Raw genomic sequence first — 19,622 nt, forward strand, 5'->3', positions numbered from 1 at the left:
ATATACACCAAAAACTTTAGTTTTTTATAAACTCTAATTTACCTGATACCGTTATTTTGAAATCATAATTTTCAACAAGACAATCAAAACTATTAACACCAGCTTTTATCCATTGGTATTTTTTATGTTCTCCAATATTTTTACCGCCTTTCATTCCAGTTTTTAAACCCATAAATGTTGTTAATACTTTCTTTTCCCTTGCTTCTGTATGATGTAGCAACTTGATACACGAAGCTTCTACGTCCATTTGTGTAATTTGAAATAAACGCTCAAGTAATTGTGACGCTTCCATGTCATGCAATTCATTTGGTGATTTATCATAAACAAGAACCATTTTTCCTTTTGTTAAAACACACTTTAAAGGATTGTTATTTTCATCTTTTTCCGGTGCAATTGGATAGATTTTATTATTTGTATTACTCATTTTAAAATAACTGCCAGCATCAAGATTATTAATTAATATATTTGACCTTTTTATTTTCCCATTTGCATCAACACCTTCATAAATAGCCATACAATAGTTACTATCATTCTTTGCAAAATAATGTTGCTTGTGTTCATGCCTAGAAACATCGCGATGCTTTTTAATTTCTAAAGGCACTTTTACATCTGTTGCAAAATATCGGATTTTCTTTATAGGTATTGAGTTACCATTTCTGTTTGGCAATACATAAAGTTCATTCTCAATTTTATTCGATAACATGTCTATTTGAGCTCTTATTACCTCTTCTTCGGCATCGTTTACTTTATTGATTTGCTTTTTTAAAGTTTCAATTTCTTTTTTATATACTTTTTCTTGTAATCGACCATTCGTCACAATTTCCTTTATTTTGTCGTCCACAATGTTCCTTAAATCTGTATCTGAAAAACTATCCAGAGACTTTCTTAAAACATATTTTATAACATCTTCTACTTCTCCTTTTTTATTTTTCTCCTCTCGTTTTATGGCTCCATAAAAACTTTCTTTATGTAAAGCACCTCTAACCGTATCTCCTTGTTTGTATTTAATTTCGCCATTTTTGTTTCGTTGAATAATGCCACGTTTACGAATGGCTTTTTTACTCTGAATTGGCAATACATCTGGCGTGTGATGACTAATTAATGTATTATCATCAAAGTCTCTAACATCGTTATTGAAGCCTTTCCATGGAATTCGATGTTTAAAGGATGGTTTTGGCTTTCCGTAAAACTTATAATCTTCGTAATTATGATAATATTCAGCCAAGGCATCATTAATATCTTTAGAACAGCATGCCACAACTACAGCGTCTTTTGCGTGATGCGCATGGTTGTCCCTTTCTTTTTTATCCAATCCCCAAATATCTCTTAAATTAGAAGTTGTTTTTCCTTTTACCGGATAGACTTGCGAAAACAATGATTTTAGAAACAAGTTTCCATATTTACTAATAATACCAATATCTACTGACTGACTATTTTTAAATCCTCTAGGGATTTCTATCATTGTAAAAGATTTGTATTTATCCCTTAAATAATTATATTCAAAACGTAGTTTCGTTCTTTTTTGAATATTGCTGTCTCTATTCTCTTTTGTAGTTGCTGCTCTAACTTTTTTAGTAAGATCTCTTATTTGATTTTCTAAACTTTTATAGTTGGCATACCAATGTTTTATTCTTGGAATAATATCTTCATGATTACTGCACTCTGTAGGCGTTTTGCCTTTTTTAACATCTCTATTATATATTGAACAGCATAAGGTTTTGTTAGTTTGCGAATTATCTAAACTTTTACTTCGCGGAATGGTGTGTTCAATATCAAATTTTGGATTTGCTCCAATAAAATCACAAATGCTGATAGTTTTACCTGTATAGAGACAAATTTTATTCTGTTCATTCCATAGTTGGAATTTTAAAACCTCATCTTGAGACGGCTCAATATCCAATCCAGAATCTTCCTTATAAAGCTTCTTAATGGCTTCTATATGGTCTTTTCTATTATTCTGAAGGTCATTTTGCCATTGTCGTATCGCAACTCTTTCGTTTGCACTTTTAAGTTCTCGTGCCATTTCAATACGGATAATCGTATTCTCATCTATAGCATCATCTTTAATTAGTTGATTGATGACTTTGCGCAACTGGTGTAATGCCCGCATTGCCATAGGGTTTTTAATGGAAGATATTAACGGACTTCCTAAATAGAGCTTGCCATCCTTATCACTGCGTTTAGCTTTTTTATAAACCTCAATGGCAGATGGATGGTAAAGTGCTTTTAAACTAGCTTCACTCACGTTAAAGTTGTCTCTTAAAAACTCTTTTACACGTTCGTCTAATGTTTCTTTTTTTAAGAATTCACCACGTCCTAGATTGAGTTCCATTTGAGTAGAAAAAAGCTTAAAACTATCTTTTAAAATGGTGTCCTTTTCTTCTTCTGAAAACGAATCCCAACTTTTTAATCCATAGTAGTCTTGAATACTTTTATTAATATCTTTTTTATACGCGTCTATAACAAAAGTGTTTTTAGCGTTCCATGTTTCTTGATTATCCTTTACATTTTTAATTGCTCCATTTACTATATCAACCGTATTTCTATACGTATTATAATTTTCGATTATTGAAAACACTTCATTATTTATAACCTTTCGGTCTTCTTCATTATTCCAAACATCTTTTGGCAAAACCGATTTCATATTAGCTAAAAATACGGCATGAGAGTAGATTAAATCCTTTTCTAAATATGGCAGAATATTGCGAATAGCTTTTAAACTCAACGAGCCATAATCTTGTTTCAATTTTATTTTTGAAAACTTGGTAGCCATGTCGTCATCACAATCTAGATAGGCTTTTGCAAATTGTTTTAATTTTTCGATTTTATCAAATCTAAAAAGCACGTGCCAAATAGCATCGACTATTTGATGTTCTGATTTACTGGAATCATTCTTGTTTTTCTTATTAAAATTTTGAATTAAATAGGTTTTCCAATCATCTCCAAAAACAGTTCTTAAATTTGCAATTGTTGGACATCCACTAACATTAGTATAGTTTCCAAAGTTGAATAAAATGTCAAAGTCTTTTACGTTCTTATCTTTATAATAACCTGATTTTAAATTTTTAGGTGTGAGCTTTTTTGTTATTTCTTCAAAATCGAAATTTGGTTTGGATTTTCTATAAAAAAGAGGTTCTATACTTATTTTTTCTTCGGAATTTAAAAACCTTAATTTATCTTCTTCTACAGGCCTTATTTTAATTGAATTAATAAAACCATACATTCTAAACAATTCAAAGTCCGGATGAGAAACAGGTACACAAGCTTTGTCATTTTCTAAAGGACATTTGGCAACCAATCCTTTTTGAGATTTTAATGGTCTTTGAAAAAAGACAGCATTTTCAATGTCCTTTTTTAGTGTTGGAGAAAGATTCTGTTGATCACAAATAACATGAAACTCGTGTAAATAATGTTCCTCACGATGTGTATAATGATTTCTTATTCGCTGTCCTTCTTTATGTAAACCATAAAAATACTCTCCCAATGTATTGCAATTAGCCTCTTCCATTTTAGTAGATAAATCGCTAATTGCACTCTTAACCTTGCCTAAAAACTCTTTGCGATTTAGTCGTTCTAATAATTTCTCTTTTACTGAATTAAATTCTTCATTTACATTTTCCTTTAAAATAGACTTAAATGCTCTTCCTAAAGTGAATAATGCCTTACTGTTTGCTTCTGTTTTATCATAAGCCTCCAAAAACTCATCATAGGTTTTTAAAAAATCTTCTACAGTAGTTGATTGATGAACAATTTCTTCTATTTCACTATTTTTTTCCTCAACAATGGAATTGTCTGATGTATCTAACCTATTACTCAAAAACCCACGTCTTTGTGCAATATGATATAAAGCCCTACCTAATTCATGCCTATCACTTGTTTTGTTTAAATCAAGCTTTTGTGTCGAAGCCTTGAACCGAAAAACGTAAGGATTTTTGTTCTGTCTTTTTCGCTCTATTTTATCATCTTGATTATCCGTACTTAACCACAATCTAAAATCATCGTTTGTAGGATATATTTTTTTATAGCGCCAAAGCTTAAGCTCCTCATCTGTTAATATTGGGCATAAGTTATTATCAGACAACACCTTTAATAGCTCAAGCTTTCTTAATTTTCTTCTATATTTTAATTTTCTTCCGCTCCTATAACCAGTACGCTGTGCTGCTTTTGAGCTTTCACTACTTGTTTTAGGCTCAAGATTTACACCTTCGGAAAATATTCTAACTCCCTTATCTAATAATATAAATTCTTTTTCATCTTTCTCTTTTTCTACAATCGCCCACCCAATCGAGTTAGTCCCTAAATCCAATCCTAATACCTTTGCCATACCATTTTAAACTTTAACAGTCTTCAATATACAAATTAACTTGAATTTTCTTGTGTGGGAATCCGCATTGTTAAATCAAAAATATTTTTCTATATTTGATTCAGATTAAAACTTCTAATCTTTAATCTTATCACAATAAGGCTATATGCCGTAGATGAAAATCTTTAGTCCTGCTTCGGTGGGACTTTTTTTGTTTAAAGAAGATCTCCTTGCAATATCATTTACTTGGATAAGTCTTTCATATAAAGAAACTTATTGTAATAAATACTAGGGCACTGAAACTCAAAACCAAACTCACAATAAAAACCCCTACAGCCCAATCGGGATAAATCTTGGCCTTCTTTATTTTATCGTCAAAGTGATTTTGAAACCGCTCCATAGAATTTAAATGTGATGCCATGTATTGCTGATGATTTTCGATGATGGTTTTATATTCCATAACATCCATCTTAATTTTTGTGTCCTTTAACTGCTCATTAAGTTTCTCCAACTTTTCCAGAGCATTTTTAAAGTCCGTGGTCTCATTGACCAAAAGAGCCGTGAATTCTTCTAGTTTTGTCATGATCGTTTTATTTAATAGGACAGTCCCTGTTGTATGGTTTTCTTAATTAAGAATTTGGTCAGTTTAAAGGCTAACTTGGGCGCCAAGCCTACCATGTTGCCGGCTAGCTTCACTCCCACCGCATTATTCTTTAAATTCTTGGCTATTTCAAGGCCGCCCATTTGTTTACCAATATTACCTATGGACATATTGCGGTGGACTTCACTGCCCTTTAAGTTGTGACCATCAAATTCAAAGCGGAACCCTTGTAGGTTATTTTGTTTATTAATAGTTGGGATGACCTTGACCCCATTGGTTTCCATGGCCTTGATATAGTCATCAAATGATCTGGGCTTAAATTGGGACATGCTCAAATCATGTCTGCGTTTGATCTCCGTACGTATTTCCTTAAGATTGAACTCCTTTTCAAACTGAACCTGTTTAACGGTGGTCAGTCCCATGTGTTCAGCTACTTTTTCTGCCGCCAACTGACTTCGCTTTCCTATAAAACTATCGTTATACGCCACACCTCTAAAATCAATCCGGTTGACATATAAATGGATGTGTTTATGATCCTTGTCCCTATGCACAAAAGCGATGGCCTGACGCTCGCCCAGTTTCATCTCGTGGATGAACCGCCTGGCAATGTCATGCAGCTTGCTTTTATCCAATTTCCTGCCATCCTCAATCGTGGGGCTGATAACGAAGGACAGGGTGTTCTTGCTGCAGTTACAATTCAGGTCCTGGAGCATCTTGAATTCTTTGGTGATCTCAGCTGGGGAATCGCCATGCAGAAATTCCTTGAGCACGATATCGGCCTCCTTTTCCTGGTTCCAGCCATAGGCCATCGATGCCCGGGTGTGCGATATGCTTTTGCCCTTTCCTATCATCGTTGAAATTTTTTGAGATGTAACTTGATTTCATTGGCCAAGGCATAGACCGATGTGGTCAGGTTGGGATCCCGTTTGCGGTACATGTTTCCGATGGCCTTAAAATTATTGTGGTATTGGAGCATCATCTTATACAGCTCGATGTGTTCCTCGCTCAGCCGTTCGGTGATCTCCCTTTCCAATACGGCACGGCGGATATATTCGCTCAGGGTCAATCCTGCGGATGCCGCCTTAATGTTTAACAGCTTCTTTTCGTAAAGCGAACATCTGAACTTAATCAGATCACTTTTCCCCCTAAACACTCCTTTTTTTACTTTGCGACCATCGGGAGCAAACAAGAATGTGTCCACAGACACACATCTTGAATTCCTACCCAGAATAATTCCCATTCCATTGGCATCCACTTCCAGATCGAGTTCCAAGGTTTCAGAATGTTTGAGCAGTTGGGCAGGAATCTTTAGAACCTGCTTCTGTTCATGGTGTCGTTCAATCTCGTCCTTTTCTCTCATGACATAAAAAGTCGTTTAAATCGTTATGGTTTTTATAACTGCTACTTTCATCTATAGCATGGTTATATTCATTTGTCAAATAGAGCGTCATCTTTCTGCCCGCTTCATCATTATCTAAATAGAGATGCACCAGTTCATAATCTGAAACACATACATCAATATCCTTAACAAACGCTAGGGAATTCAACACCAAAATATCTGAATTATTTATCAAAGCTTCATTTAAGACGGCTAGTGACAAGAAATCAAACATCCCTTCCAAGACGATCAACTTCTCATTGTTCCTTTGGAGATAGGTATAAGATTTTGGACTGCTGGAATTTTTAAAAATCCTATTGCGCAGTTCCCATCCGCCTTTGTTGTTTAATAACCCTATCCCAAAAAACTTAGAATTCTTAAATGAGTACCACACTTCATAGCAATGGGTATTGGCGACGTGCAGTGGAATACCTCTCAAGTTCAAATACTGGATCAATGCCGGGTGTCTGATTCTTCTAACTTTTAGTATAGTTAAACTTGTCTCATTTGGAATGAGATGTTGCGGCTGTTGAAAAGAAAAAGAAGGCCAATCTTGATTTAAAAACTCCAAAGCTTCCTTTACAGAACATTTCAAAATCCTACAGACCAAATCAATCACATTGCCGCCTACCCCTTCTCCATGGTCATACCATCGGTTTTTAATTTTAGAGACTTTAAAAGAGGCTTGGGTTTCTGACCTGAAAGGACTCAGAAACCAAACTTCTTTTTCCGCTGTTTTCACGGGAAAGTGCCCGAGTTTTGCCAACGCTTTTTCGATGGGAAAAACTCGGGCTCTTTCGCATGTCAGCCTGCTATTTATTGATTTCATAGCCTATAATATTGTTCGAATTTTAGTCATCGTTTTTATTTTGATGACAGAATGATGACAAAACGATGACGGACCATACCCTTATTCTTACTGGCCTAAACACTATATATCATCGTTTCATCAAAAAAATAGTATATAGTGTAGGTTGTTTTTCTTTTCATCAGCATTTTTTTTAGAGAATGATGAAAACAGTTTTTATAGCCTATAAACATTGGGTTTCCATGGCATCGTTACGTTGCATCATTTTTCAATCTTCACTAAAATTTTTCTTTAGAAAGTCCTTTTTTATGGAATAGTACCTTCCCTTTGCATCGGTCAGCCCCATCCCGCCTTCTTGCCATATCATCAATTTTCTGTAGACCATAGAGTTGTCCTGATTTAGAAGTTTCCAGTCCTTTTTGAAAATATGACGCAGTTGGGTAAGATCTGTTTTAATCCGAGTGCGGTTTAAGAGATGGAGCGCATCTAAAGGACATAATTGTACCTCTTCTAATTCCAAGGTCTCCATGGCGCTGAGAATAACACTGGCAAGCTCCTTTTCAACACGGTTTCTATTGTTCTGCATTAAATTCTCGAGAGCCTTGGTTCTAATCTGTGTGGCTGAAAACCACATTCGGGTGGTATTGGGACTGATCAGTTCCCGATGTTTTAAATAGTAAAGGAATGCAGGGATCTCGGCTTCCAGATATTCCAGAAATCGTGTTTCTTCCTTTTTCAAAGAAGGCATCTTCAACACCCAAAATCGGGTCTCGTTAGTATCGATCTTGATAAAGCTGTCCTCGTTGTTGCTGCACAGAATAAACTTTCCGAAAAACTCTATTTCTCTTTTATCCTTTCCCTTAGCTTCAAGCATATTAATATTCGTCGTACTCAAATTCTTTATCCGTTCGGTCAATTCTTCTTTGTTGAAAAGCACCTCGTCTATACAGATTAATAACTTGTTGGCCCAATCTGCATTAAATGGGCTACTGAAACTATCGTTGGTCAAATAGGTTAAATTTTTATCAAAAACCATTTTTAGCCATTTGAGAAATGTGGTCTTGCCTGTTGAACGCTCCTTGGACACTAAACATAATATAGGCAGTATTTGGATCGGTCTCTTATACAGGAGCTGCAAATAGTCCAGTCCCAGATTCAGCTGTTCGCCGAAAATATGTTCTAACAGTTGTAAAGTATAGGAGAAACTGCCTTCCAAGGGTTTGTGGGGCAATGGCGCATAGGTGTTATAGAAACCGTGCCATTCCTGTTCAAAGTTTAAATGGCTTGGAAGACTGGTAAATCCATCATACTTTTTAATGCTTCCAATAAAACTCTTTCCATAATCTTGACGGAGTGCCTCGAGTTTCCATGGCACAATAATGTCGTTGAGATGTCCAGCAATAGTTGGAACTTGGACCAATTTATAATAAGAGGTACCCACGCGGATGTAAGTTCTATCTTTCATAATCCGGATTTTTTATTGGTCAGCAACTGTTCATTGAACCGTTGTTCCAAAAATTCGTCAGGTAGATTAGGTTCTCCCAGAAGCCAGGCATCTATTTCAGCTTTATTAAAGAAGAGCTGCCGAATATGCGGATTGTTTCCAGCTGGTATCAGCTTTAGCTGCGAGAGTTTATAGATCTTGCTTTTGGATAGCCCTGTGTATTTGACCAAGTCATCCATGTTGTATACTTTTTTGTTGTGGGAAAGCAGGCCTTTGATATCCTGCAACAAATCCACAACATGTTCTTGCTCATTCATAATCTTTTTATTTAAGAATTAATAATGAGTAAAAGGCCTTTTACTTTGATTGTACAAGGCAAACATATGACGATAGATGTAGTGAAAACAATAGGGAAATAACGATTGCTTTAAGATTGCTCTAAGTATTCTTTATAAAAAACGGAATTGCGTAAATATTAGGTAATCCCTAATGCTTTTGAGATGTCCTTTCGCACATCATCATAATTACCGTCATGGGTAGCTGAGCACCATTTGGAGTAGCTCGAAGGCAGCGTACCTGAATTGATTTCGGAGTTTTGAAACGTGAAACGTTCGGAAATAAGCATGTTCAAGGACTCCTTGGGTTTCGTATCCATCCTAAAGATGCCGCCGCGAACAATGAGATCCAAAAAGGTAAACAGAAACCGAATGTTTCCTGTCTGCTTGTTCTTAGGGGTTTCCCTGATTACAATTTTTTGTTGTGCGGGCAAACCATTAATCAACCGAAGAAGGTTCTCTACGTCATTACTGTCAAAACCAAAAAAGACGCTATCGATTTTGGACGGGGACAATAACAAAAAAGAAAATCCCTGGACATTACTTTTAAATAATTCCTCAGACTTGAACCAAGTACTCACAAGCAATAAAGACAAACTGAATAATAACGAAACGAAAATATAGCTTGCTATAATTTGCGTTACCGAGTAACTGGCGCCTGAAATTATGAAATAAAAGGTCAACGGCACGATACCTAAAATTACGATAACGAATATAGAAAGCCTGTTTGTGGTCAAAGCGCCATGCTTTAACCATAATAGCTTCAGATCTCTTCTACTTTGATACAGCCAAGTGGCAAATATTTCTCCTAATCGTTCCACAACTTAAAGATAGGAATAAATGAAAGCAAAAGAAAAACGAAATGTTGTACAGATGTTGTACTGGTCCAAAAACAAAAAACCTTTCAATTTCTTGAAAGGCTTGTGTTCACTAGAGTGGTCCCACCTGGGCTCGAACCAGGGACCACCTGATTATGAGTCAGGTGCTCTAACCAGCTGAGCTATAGGACCGGTTTAGAGGATGCAATATTACTACTTATTTTAAAACCGTACAACAATTTTATGGCTTTATCTCTTGACATAATTCAATCAAAACACCATTAGTACTTTTAGGGTGCAGAAAAGCAACCAACTTGTTGTCCGCACCTTTTTTAGGAATCTTGTTGAGGATGGTAAACCCTTCACCTTCCAATCGCTTGAGCTCCGCTTCAATATCATCAACCGCAAAGGCGATATGGTGAATCCCCTCCCCTTTCTTTTCTAGGAATTTGGCAATGGGACTGTCTGCTGAGGTCGGTTCCAGCAACTCAATTTTGTTAGGGCCATTCTCGAAAAACGAGGTGCGTACCCCTTCACTTTCTACTGCTTCTATCTTGTAGTGCGGCTTCCCAAAAAGCGCCGCAAACAAATCGTTAGAAACTTCTAAATCTTTGACGGCAATCCCTATGTGTTCTATTTTTTTCATCCTTTATTCCCGCGAAGGCGGGAATCTCTTTAATTTATAATTTATCACCTTCTAAGTGACCTAAGGGGGGAATCTCTTTAAATTACAACTTATTAACTTTTATCCGACCTTAACCGGGTATCCACATTCCCGAGTAGGCGGGAATCTCTTTAAATTACAACTTATCACCTTCTTAGCTGACTTAGGCGAAAATCTCATCCATTCCACGAAAGTGGGAATCTCAATAATATTAATCCAAAGCCATATCTAACCCACCTAAGGCAGTGCCAAAGCAACTTTGTATCCTCAAAAATACAATAATCCTTAAATATGCTCTATTTTTGCAGTTGATAAGCCGCTATTTGGCTTTTTAATACTAATTTAAATTAAAAATGAGCAGTTTTTGATTTTTAAATAAGACACATGGAAGAAAGTCATAGACAGAAAAAAATAGGTGGCATATTGCAGGAAGATTTGGTTGACGTGCTTCAAGGTGCCGCTACTAAAGGCGGTATGCGCGGGATTATTATCTCCGTAAGTAAAGTGAATGTCACGGCCGATTTAGGATTAGCCAAAGTATATTTAAGCATTTTCCCGAACAAAGAAGCAGAAGAATTATTGAAAGGTATTCGCTCTAACACGCCACTCATTCGTCATGAATTGGCACAACGTACCAGACACCAATTGCGCAGAATGCCTAATTTGGAATTTTTTATCGATGATTCACTAGAATATATTGAACGCATCGATAAGTCACTAAAAGGTGAAGAAAACCCTATTAAAGACGCCGATTTATTGGACAAACGTAAAAAATCGTAATTGAACTTTGCGCTTTACATCGCTAAGCGATACCTCTTTACCAAGAGCAGCAATAATGCCATCAATATCATGACCATTATTGCCGCTTCAGGTGTAGTTGTTGCCGCAGCAGCGTTGTTTATAGTGCTTTCAGGATTTGCGGGCCTAAAGGATTTTAGCCTCGAATTTTCTTCTTTTGTAGATCCTGACCTTAAAATTACACCCGCCCAAGGGAAATCTTTTTTACTTACTGAAAAAGACTCCACCGCGCTTAGCAAGATTGATGGTATTGCCTCCTATTCAAAGATTATTGAGGAGCGTATCATTATTGAATTTGACAATAAAAATTTATTAGCATCTTTAAAAGGTGTTGACGATCAGTATTTGAACGTCACCAATATTGATTCCATGATCATTCAAGGGCAATGGTTTCAGAAAGGCAGCGGACAGTTGGTTTCGGGCTGGGGCATTGCGCATAACCTCTCTTTTGGAGTGTTAGATTATGGCAAAACCCTCAATGTATACGTTCCTAAACCGGGCGTCGGACAAATTAGCTCAATCAAAGGCGCGTTTAACTCGCTGACCATGGTGAATATTGGGGTTTTTGATGTGAATGAAGATTTAAACGCCTCGTACGTTTATACGGACATCGTGAATGCACGCTATTTGATGGACTACGCGTCCAACCAACTGAGCAGCATCGAAATTAAATTGAAGCCCAACACAGACGAAAAATCAGTTAGAAATGCCATATTAAAGCAGTTTGAAACCAACGTCATCGTTAAAAACAGAGCGCAACTGAACGATTCGCTCTACAAGATGCTAAACACTGAAAATTTAGTGGTGTATCTGATTTTCACCTTAGTAATCATCATTGCCTTATTTAACGTCATTGGCGCCTTAATCATGATGATTCTAGACAAAAAAGGGTCTCTGCACACGCTTTACAATATTGGAGCGACTACAAAGGATATCCGTCGGGTATTCTTCCTACAGGGTAGTTTGATGACTATTCTTGGAGGATTTGTAGGGGTTTTAATTGGCTTTATCTTAGTGGTACTACAGCAGCAATTTGCGTTGGTTATGATTACGCCATCGCTACCTTATCCCGTCAGAATTCAAGTCATGAATATTATTTTGGTCCTGGTGACCATCACGGTTTTAGGCGTGATTGCTTCCAAAATAGCCTCAGGACGTATTACTGAAAAACTGATCAGAAGTTAAATTAGTGAAACTCAAATTTTTTAAAAGCTGCGAATCAATGAATTAAGAATTGTTAGTAGAACTAATCCTGATTTTCAGCCGGATCCTTGGGTTTTATTCCCCGACGCTCGGCGTCAAAATAAAAAAGGAACTTATACTTAATACCTCTTACCCTTGCGTCGAAGTCGATCGTTATCAGATGTCATAATTGGTCTTCTAACGCTTAGACAAACTCGTATCCGGAAAACACTTCCAACACTTCATCAAAAGCAGCAAAAACGTGCTCAGACTCATCATTGGTGACCATTTTTGTGCGGTATTCCTTAAAGTTTGGTATGCCTTTAAAATAATTGGTATAGTGACGTCGGGTTTCAAAAACACCCAGCTTCTCCCCTTTCCAATCAATGGCCATTTGTAAATGTCTGCGCGCAGCATCTACACGTTCTTCCAAAGAAATTGGGGCGAGATGCTCGCCAGTATTAAAAAAGTGTTTGACTTGCTTAAAAAACCAAGGATTTCCAATACTCGCACGGCCAATCATACAACCGTCCAAGCCGTAAACATCACGCATTTCCATCGCTTTTTCTGGGGTATCCACATCGCCATTACCAAAAACAGGAATGTGCATACGGGGATTGTTTTTCACCTCAGCAATCGGTCCCCAATCGGCATTGCCCTTATACATTTGAGCGCGTGTACGCCCGTGGATGGAAATCGCTTTACAACCCACATCCTGTAAACGTTCCGCCACTTCCACAATCCGGATGGAATCATGGTCCCATCCCAAACGGGTTTTGACCGTAACCGGTAGATTGGTGCGTTTTACCATCTCAGCAGTTAATTGCTCCATCAGGCACACATCCTTTAAAATACCGGCGCCGGCACCTTTACTGACTACCTTTTTTACGGGGCAGCCAAAGTTGATGTCGATAATATCAGGATTCGATTTTTCAACAATATCAATGGTTTGCAACATGCTTTCCAAATTGGCTCCAAAAATCTGAATCCCTACTGGACGCTCGCGTTCATAAATATCTAACTTCATAATGCTTTTTGCCGCATCCCTGATCAAGCCTTCGCTAGAAATGAATTCTGTGTACACCACATCAGCACCGTGCTCTTTGCACAAGGCTCTGAAAGGAGGATCACTGACATCTTCCATAGGTGCTAGAAGCAAAGGAAAGTCCGGAAGTTGTATGTCGCCTATTTTAACCACTTTTGAAATTTTCGACAAAATTACTGCTTTTTCTGCAAATGCAATTGTTTAAACCTCAGAGGTTTTAGTAAAACACCAAACGATGGCGTGTAGAATATGATGACAATTATAAAAGTCCTTAATTTTCAGACTTCTCTAAACGCTCGGTTTCTTGTTGGGACTTGCTGCTCTGATTGGTTTCTAAGTTGGTGTTCCCAAATTTGTAGCGGAAACCCAATTTGATAAATCGTGTATCCTGATCATAATAGATGCGGCTATTCTGATTGAGGTAACGGGAGCTGATATCATAATTTTGAGTATTAAATAGATCTGAAATGACCACAGAGACACTTCCCTTATTCTTTAACACACTTTTAGACATGGTCAATTCTGAAGCTAAAATATCCTGAACTTCCCTAAATCCACTCATACTTTTACTCATATACGTCAGGTTAAAATTCACATTCAAACTTTTATCCTTTAAGAAAGTAAAATCATTACTCAACACGCTGTAATTAGACCATTGGTCGCGGTCAATTTTGATACCTTCAAATTCCGCTTCATCATGAGTATTGAAAAAGGAGGTGACAAAATATACAGACCAATTTTCTAACATATAAAAATAAGTGATAAAATCAAATCCAAATTCCACCGTTTTATCGAGATTGACTGGCGTATAAGTTAAAATATTATTGACGTTGTCCTGATACGGCAATTCAAAAATATTATTGGAATACGTTTTATAATAAGCTTCCAGCGTGTAGGTACCTTGGACCAAGGAGGTGCCAATAACGGCATGATCAACAATAACGGGTTTTAAATTTGGGTTTCCGGTAACAATATTAAAATCGTTAAGGTAAAACTGAAAGGGATTTAGATTTTGGTAGTTGGGGCGCTGGATACTTTTTTTGTAATTGGTGTAGACAGACACCTGGTCTGAAACTGTATAACTCAAACTTGCGGTAGGAAACCATTCCAGATAATCTTTTGTTTTACTGTTGCCTTCAAGCACCGAATTGCTTTCCACATTAGTCTGTTCCGCACGTAAACCTGTCACTAAATTCAGTTTGTCCCAATCTTTTGAAAAATTGAAGTACCCTGCAACAATGACTTCATCATAATCAAAGGCATCGGTATTGTTGGAATCAATAATTTGAGAGCCGTTTACCTGATCAAATTGGGTAATATTGCTAGAGCTCTTGATGGCGGAACCTTTCGCACCCAATTCAAGGTTTCCACCCTCGCCTAAAGGCAAAGTGTAATCCGCTTTGGCGGTATAAATATTGGTGTTCTGATGATTGTCGGTTAGGAATGCTGTGGTCTCTAAAAAACGCCCATCAGCATCAAAATAATCGCTTTTTACATTTTGTTTACGATTGTAGTCAAAAATGGTATAGTGGGCATTGATGGCTAAGGTTTCGCCCGGATTCTTAAATTTATGAACGTAATCCAGATCAAAACCGAGATTGTATTTATCATCATCAGATAAATTGTTGGCATTAAAAAAATAATCCAAAGCTTCATTCGCATCCAAAACTTGAGTGGAATTGTTGATCTGATATTTAAAATAAGGCAGCACCAGCATGTTGGAGGTTAAGCTTAAGGTATTATTCTCGTTGAGTGTATAGTCAAAATTGAAATTGAAATTATGTGTTTTTGACCAAGTGTTTCTGTTGACATTCGATTTAAAAATTTCATCAATGGCATTTGCACCGTCGTAATAGTTTACCACCTCATCCTGATCTCTATTAATTTTATTTTGCGAATAGCTATAGTTCGCGAAAAAGTCGATTTTTTCGTTCTTAAAAAAGTGACTGGTTCCAGGATTGTACCGCGGAAAAACACCTTGTTCAAAATTGGCAAACACATTCCCTCTATAACCCGTAATTAAATTCTTGCTCATTACAATGTTAATGACCGCGCCACTAGAAGCATCATATTTTGCTGAAGGGTTGGTAATAACTTCCACCGATTTTATATTATTGGCTGATGAACCTTCCAACAATTGTATCAATTCTTCAGTATTCAACTGCACTTTCTTATCATTGATATAGACCGTTGGCTTGGAATTTTTAACTTGTATGTTATTGTCCAACACCAATATGCCTGGCGTATTTTTTAACACTTCAAACATGGTGCCTTCAATAAGGGCCGTGTTTTCAATCGTAAATACCAAGCGGTCTGCTTCCTTTTTTAAGGTAGGTCGCTTTACCAAAATATTAACTTCATCCAATTGCTGCGACGACTCATTTAGAGTTACCGTCCCCATGTCAATAGAACGCTCAAGACTGATAGATTTATGTACCTCTGTAAAACCAATAAAACTGACGCTCAGTAAATAGGCATCAGTATTGATTTTATCTAAGAGAAAAATGCCCTTCTCATTAGTAGATACACCTTTAACCACTGCTGAATCCTGAGCCTGTTTTAAAATTATGTTGGCAAATGCAATAGGCAAACCTTCAGCATCCCGTACAGTACCTGAAATAGAGAGGTCTTGGCCAAAACTGAAGGTTACGGAAAGAAGAGCGAATACGATGTAGGTAAAACTAATGGAGCGTTTCAAACAGATTTTTTTAGTACCGCAATATATAAATAGTTTTAGAAATAATTTTACGGTATAGCCACAGATATACTGCTATTTAGAATCAATAAAAAACATTTAAAAGCTAATAAATCGCTTATATTTGCACATTAGTTAGCGCAGTTTTTATGAAGAACATTCGAAATTTTTGCATTATTGCACATATAGATCACGGTAAAAGTACCCTGGCGGATCGGTTATTGGACTTTACCGGTTCCGTAACTGAGCGGGAGAAACAAAACCAACTGCTAGACAGTATGGATTTGGAGCGTGAGCGTGGCATTACCATAAAATCTCACGCCATTCAGATGGATTATACGTATAAGGGAGAGCAATATGTCTTAAATCTTATTGATACTCCAGGACACGTTGATTTTTCCTATGAAGTGTCGCGGTCCATTGCGGCCTGTGAAGGTGCATTATTAATTGTTGATGCAGCACAAAGTATTCAAGCACAAACCATATCCAATTTATATTTAGCTTTAGAAAACGACTTGGAAATTATTCCAATCTTGAATAAAGTCGATTTGCCAAGTGCAAATCCTGAAGAAGTAACAGATGATATTGTCGAATTATTAGGGTGTAAACCAGAAGATGTGATCCATGCCAGTGGTAAAACAGGTTTTGGTGTCGATAAAATATTAGAAGCAGTTATTGAACGTATTCCTGCACCAAAAGGAGATCCGAATGCACCTTTACAAGCCTTGATTTTTGACTCGGTTTACAATACCTTTAGAGGAATTGAAACCTACTTTAGAGTATTTGACGGAGAAATTAAAAAAGGTCAAAAAATTAAATTCGTCGCCACGGATAAAGAATATTATGCGGACGAAGTTGGTACCTTAAAATTGACCCAAGTTGCAAAACAGAGTGTTAAAGCTGGTGATGTTGGCTATTTAATTACGGGAATCAAAACGGCTAAAGAAGTGAAAGTGGGAGATACCATTACTGACTTTGCCAACCCAACCACTAATATCGTGGAAGGATTTGAGGACGTTAAACCGATGGTGTTTGCGGGAATTTATCCCGTAGATACTGAAGATTATGAAGAGTTGCGCAGCTCTATGGAAAAGTTGCAATTAAATGATGCTTCCTTGGTGTTTATGCCAGAAAGTTCAGCAGCATTAGGCTTCGGATTTCGTTGTGGGTTCTTAGGAATGCTCCATATGGAAATTATCCAGGAACGTTTGGAGCGCGAGTTTGACATGACCGTGATCACTACGGTACCTAACGTGTCTTACCATGCCTATACCAACAAAAATCCTGACACGGCTTTTATTGTTAATAACCCATCTGATTTACCAGATCCATCCACCGTTAACCGTGTGGAGGAACCATATATTAAAGCCACAATCATTACAAAATCTGACTTTGTTGGTAATGTGATGTCTTTGTGTATTGAGAAAAGAGGGAATGTTCTTAATCAAACGTATTTAACGCCTGAACGCGTTGAATTGACCTTTGAAATGCCATTGGCAGAAATTGTCTTCGATTTTTACGACCGCTTAAAAACGGTTTCAAAAGGCTATGCGTCTTTCGATTACCATCCTATTGGCATGAAAGTTTCCAAATTGGTCCGTTTGGATATTTTATTGAATGCACAACCCGTAGATGCACTTTCAGCGTTAATCCACGCGGATAATGCTCAAAATATCGGTAAAAAAATGTGCGAAAAGTTGAAGGAATTGATTCCGCGTCAACAATTTGATATTCCAATTCAAGCCGCTGTAGGAGCTAAAATTATCTCTAGAGAAACCATTAAGGCACTGCGTAAGGATGTGACCGCAAAATGTTATGGTGGAGATATTTCACGTAAACGTAAACTTCTTGAAAAACAGAAAAAAGGTAAAAAACGTATGCGCCAAGTAGGAAATGTTGAAATTCCGCAACAGGCCTTTATGGCAGTTTTAAAGCTGAATGATTAGTTATAGAACTACTGTTCTATAACATAGAATAACACAATTATAAAGCGGCGTCCCAGAAATCAATAGTTCTTGGGCGCCGCTTTCGTTTTACAAATGCTCTATATAAAAAGAAGGTCACAATGATTTAATTATTTATTTAAATGATATCCATGTTATATGCTCAAATATTTTGTAGTTTTAAACAACTCATAAAATCAACCAATGACCATATTTCATATCAGTGCCGAATGCTATCCCATTGCCAAAGTTGGCGGTTTGGGAGATGTGGTTGGGGCACTTCCTAAATATCAAAACAAATTAGGCGAAACAAGTAGCGTTATCATGCCCTTTTATGATAACAAATTTACCAATACCCACAGCTTTAAGAAAGTGTTCAGTGGACGATTTAATTTGGGCAGACCCTTTGCGTTTGATATTTTGACCTTGGTAGACAACACGCTGGGCTATGATTTGTATCTGGTTCATATTCCTGGTTTGTTATACACAGATTACGTTTATTCCTCCAATGATACGGAACGCTTTTTGGGCTTTCAAATCGCTGCTCTAGATTGGTTGGTGCAGTTGAAAGAACAACCTGATATAGTGCATTGCCACGACCATCATACGGGTTTAATTCCGTTTATGATGTCTCAATCTTATGCTTATCATAAGTTGCGCAGTACGCCCAGTGTTGTCACCATTCATAATGGCCAATACCAAGGTTGGTTTGGGCATAATAAAATTCACCTCATCCCACCATTCGATTTTTCTAAAGCTGGATTGTTAGATTGGAAAAAGCTGATCAACCCTTTAGCTTCCGCCATAAAATGTGCTTGGAAAGTGACCACGGTATCTCCAAACTATATGGAGGAATTGACCCATGCGGCTAACGGATTGGAAGATTTGTTGCGCTATGAGCGCGGTAAATGCGTGGGGATTTTAAACGGTATTGATGATAAGGTTTGGGATCCATCTACAGATTCTGACTTGATTAAAAATTATTCCATCAAAACCGTTCAGGCGGGTAAAAAAGCGAATAAAGACTGGCTCTGTAAGGAGTTCAATCTCGATCCTAAATTGCCCTTATTTGCCTTTATTGGACGTTTGGTTGATGAAAAAGGCGCGGATTTACTTCCAGAAATTTTCAACAACTCACTCTATCATAAAAATCTATCCATCATGATGTTAGGATCTGGAGATTCTGGTGTGGAACAACAATTGGACCGCTTAAAACAACAATATGCTGGCTATTACAATACCTATATTGGCTATAATGAACGTTTGGCCCATATCCTTTACGCTGCCGCAGATTTTTTAGTGATGCCCTCCCGGGTGGAACCTTGTGGTTTAAATCAGATGTACGCTTTGCGCTACGGCACCGTACCTATCGTTAATAAAGTGGGTGGTTTAAAAGATACGGTAGACGATTTTGACAATGGAGGTTTTGGGGTGCTTCACGATGGCGCCACCGTACAAGAAGGTAGCTTTGCCATCTACAGAGCTATAAATTTTTACAATGATACGGTCAGGTTCAAAAAAAATCGTAATTTAATCATGAAAATTGATCATTCTTGGGATACTTCAGCCCAAGCCTATTTAAATCTCTATAACTCACTAAAGCTATAA

Annotated in this window: 15 protein-coding genes and 1 tRNA gene; 4 read left to right on the plus strand and 12 right to left on the minus strand. The window is 37.1% G+C overall.

The window, feature by feature from the left end:
- Positions 1-16: 16 nt before the first annotated feature.
- The 10 genes from cas9 to mce all read right to left on the minus strand — a co-directional run bounded on the left by cas9 (position 17) and on the right by mce (position 10,333).
- Complete coding sequence (gene cas9, locus ES711_RS07795) at positions 17-4,324, minus strand: type II CRISPR RNA-guided endonuclease Cas9 (RefSeq protein WP_146892339.1); 4,308 nt, start codon at positions 4,322-4,324, stop codon at positions 17-19.
- 238 nt (positions 4,325-4,562) lie between these two features.
- Positions 4,563-4,886, minus strand: coding sequence for a DUF6730 family protein (locus ES711_RS07800; protein WP_146892340.1), 324 nt, complete (start codon positions 4,884-4,886; stop codon positions 4,563-4,565).
- 11 nt (positions 4,887-4,897) lie between these two features.
- On the minus strand, positions 4,898-5,713 hold the full coding sequence (locus ES711_RS07805) for a relaxase/mobilization nuclease domain-containing protein (protein WP_246139145.1): 816 nt from the start codon (positions 5,711-5,713) through the stop codon (positions 4,898-4,900).
- Between the two features lie 38 nt (positions 5,714-5,751).
- The gene (mbpA, locus tag ES711_RS16490; protein WP_246139146.1) at positions 5,752-6,264 is read right to left on the minus strand and encodes a mobilization protein MbpA; all 513 of its coding nucleotides are present in this window, start codon (positions 6,262-6,264) and stop codon (positions 5,752-5,754) included.
- Positions 6,242-7,111, minus strand: a complete 870-nt coding sequence (locus tag ES711_RS07815; RefSeq protein ID WP_146892344.1) for a toprim domain-containing protein — start codon at positions 7,109-7,111, stop codon at positions 6,242-6,244. Before ES711_RS07815 ends, mbpA begins: the two co-directional genes overlap by 23 nt.
- A gap of 247 nt (positions 7,112-7,358) precedes the next feature.
- Complete coding sequence (locus ES711_RS07820; protein WP_146892345.1) at positions 7,359-8,555, minus strand: primase-helicase family protein; 1,197 nt, start codon at positions 8,553-8,555, stop codon at positions 7,359-7,361.
- The gene (locus ES711_RS07825) at positions 8,552-8,851 is read right to left on the minus strand and encodes a helix-turn-helix transcriptional regulator (protein ID WP_146892347.1); all 300 of its coding nucleotides are present in this window, start codon (positions 8,849-8,851) and stop codon (positions 8,552-8,554) included. Before ES711_RS07825 ends, ES711_RS07820 begins: the two co-directional genes overlap by 4 nt.
- Before the next feature lie 158 nt (positions 8,852-9,009).
- Entirely contained in the window at positions 9,010-9,690 is a 681-nt protein-coding gene (locus tag ES711_RS07830) for a hypothetical protein (RefSeq protein WP_146892349.1), read from the minus strand.
- 115 nt (positions 9,691-9,805) lie between these two features.
- Positions 9,806-9,879 (minus strand) — tRNA-Ile (locus tag ES711_RS07835).
- 49 nt (positions 9,880-9,928) lie between these two features.
- On the minus strand, positions 9,929-10,333 hold the full coding sequence (gene mce / locus ES711_RS07840; protein ID WP_146892350.1) for a methylmalonyl-CoA epimerase: 405 nt from the start codon (positions 10,331-10,333) through the stop codon (positions 9,929-9,931).
- Between the two features lie 402 nt (positions 10,334-10,735).
- Here mce and rbfA point away from each other — a divergent pair, with 402 nt between their 5' ends.
- Entirely contained in the window at positions 10,736-11,131 is a 396-nt protein-coding gene (gene rbfA, locus ES711_RS07845) for a 30S ribosome-binding factor RbfA (RefSeq protein WP_133756954.1), read from the plus strand.
- Complete coding sequence (locus tag ES711_RS07850; protein WP_146892352.1) at positions 11,132-12,334, plus strand: ABC transporter permease; 1,203 nt, start codon at positions 11,132-11,134, stop codon at positions 12,332-12,334. It abuts the gene before it with no gap.
- A gap of 202 nt (positions 12,335-12,536) precedes the next feature.
- Here the strand turns inward: ES711_RS07850 and dusB are convergent, their stop codons facing one another.
- Both dusB and ES711_RS07860 read right to left on the minus strand, forming a co-directional pair.
- Positions 12,537-13,529, minus strand: a complete 993-nt coding sequence (dusB, locus tag ES711_RS07855; RefSeq protein ID WP_146892878.1) for a tRNA dihydrouridine synthase DusB — start codon at positions 13,527-13,529, stop codon at positions 12,537-12,539.
- A 118-nt stretch (positions 13,530-13,647) separates the two neighbouring features.
- Positions 13,648-16,074 carry an outer membrane beta-barrel family protein gene (locus ES711_RS07860; RefSeq protein WP_246139147.1) on the minus strand — a complete coding sequence of 809 codons (2,427 nt, stop codon included), beginning with the start codon at positions 16,072-16,074 and terminating at the stop codon, positions 13,648-13,650.
- A 146-nt stretch (positions 16,075-16,220) separates the two neighbouring features.
- On the opposite strand from ES711_RS07860, the gene lepA reads away from it, so the two are divergent.
- Together lepA and ES711_RS07870 are read left to right on the plus strand one after the other, a co-directional pair.
- The gene (gene lepA, locus ES711_RS07865; protein WP_146892355.1) at positions 16,221-18,017 is read left to right on the plus strand and encodes a translation elongation factor 4; all 1,797 of its coding nucleotides are present in this window, start codon (positions 16,221-16,223) and stop codon (positions 18,015-18,017) included.
- Positions 18,018-18,218: 201 nt separating this feature from the next.
- Positions 18,219-19,622, plus strand: coding sequence for a glycogen synthase (locus tag ES711_RS07870; RefSeq protein WP_146892356.1), 1,404 nt, complete (start codon positions 18,219-18,221; stop codon positions 19,620-19,622).

Origin of the sequence: Gelidibacter salicanalis (assembly GCF_007997285.1) — a bacterium.
In the GTDB taxonomy this organism is placed as follows: Bacteria; Bacteroidota; Bacteroidia; order Flavobacteriales; family Flavobacteriaceae; genus Gelidibacter; species Gelidibacter salicanalis.

Excerpts from the sequence above, each read along its gene's own strand:
- ES711_RS07870 (WP_146892356.1), top strand. The coding sequence starts at position 18,219 with ATGACCATATTTCATATCAGTGCCGAATGCTATCCCATTGCCAAAGTT.
- ES711_RS07820 (WP_146892345.1), bottom strand. The coding sequence starts at position 8,555 with ATGAAAGATAGAACTTACATCCGCGTGGGTACCTCTTATTATAAATTG.
- rbfA (WP_133756954.1), top strand. The coding sequence starts at position 10,736 with ATGGAAGAAAGTCATAGACAGAAAAAAATAGGTGGCATATTGCAGGAA.
- ES711_RS07800 (WP_146892340.1), bottom strand. The coding sequence starts at position 4,886 with ATGACAAAACTAGAAGAATTCACGGCTCTTTTGGTCAATGAGACCACG.
- mce (WP_146892350.1), bottom strand. The coding sequence starts at position 10,333 with ATGAAAAAAATAGAACACATAGGGATTGCCGTCAAAGATTTAGAAGTT.
- mbpA (WP_246139146.1), bottom strand. The coding sequence starts at position 6,264 with ATGAGAGAAAAGGACGAGATTGAACGACACCATGAACAGAAGCAGGTT.
- ES711_RS07815 (WP_146892344.1), bottom strand. The coding sequence starts at position 7,111 with ATGAAATCAATAAATAGCAGGCTGACATGCGAAAGAGCCCGAGTTTTT.
- lepA (WP_146892355.1), top strand. The coding sequence starts at position 16,221 with ATGAAGAACATTCGAAATTTTTGCATTATTGCACATATAGATCACGGT.
- cas9 (WP_146892339.1), bottom strand. The coding sequence starts at position 4,324 with ATGGCAAAGGTATTAGGATTGGATTTAGGGACTAACTCGATTGGGTGG.
- ES711_RS07805 (WP_246139145.1), bottom strand. The coding sequence starts at position 5,713 with ATGGCCTATGGCTGGAACCAGGAAAAGGAGGCCGATATCGTGCTCAAG.
- ES711_RS07825 (WP_146892347.1), bottom strand. The coding sequence starts at position 8,851 with ATGAATGAGCAAGAACATGTTGTGGATTTGTTGCAGGATATCAAAGGC.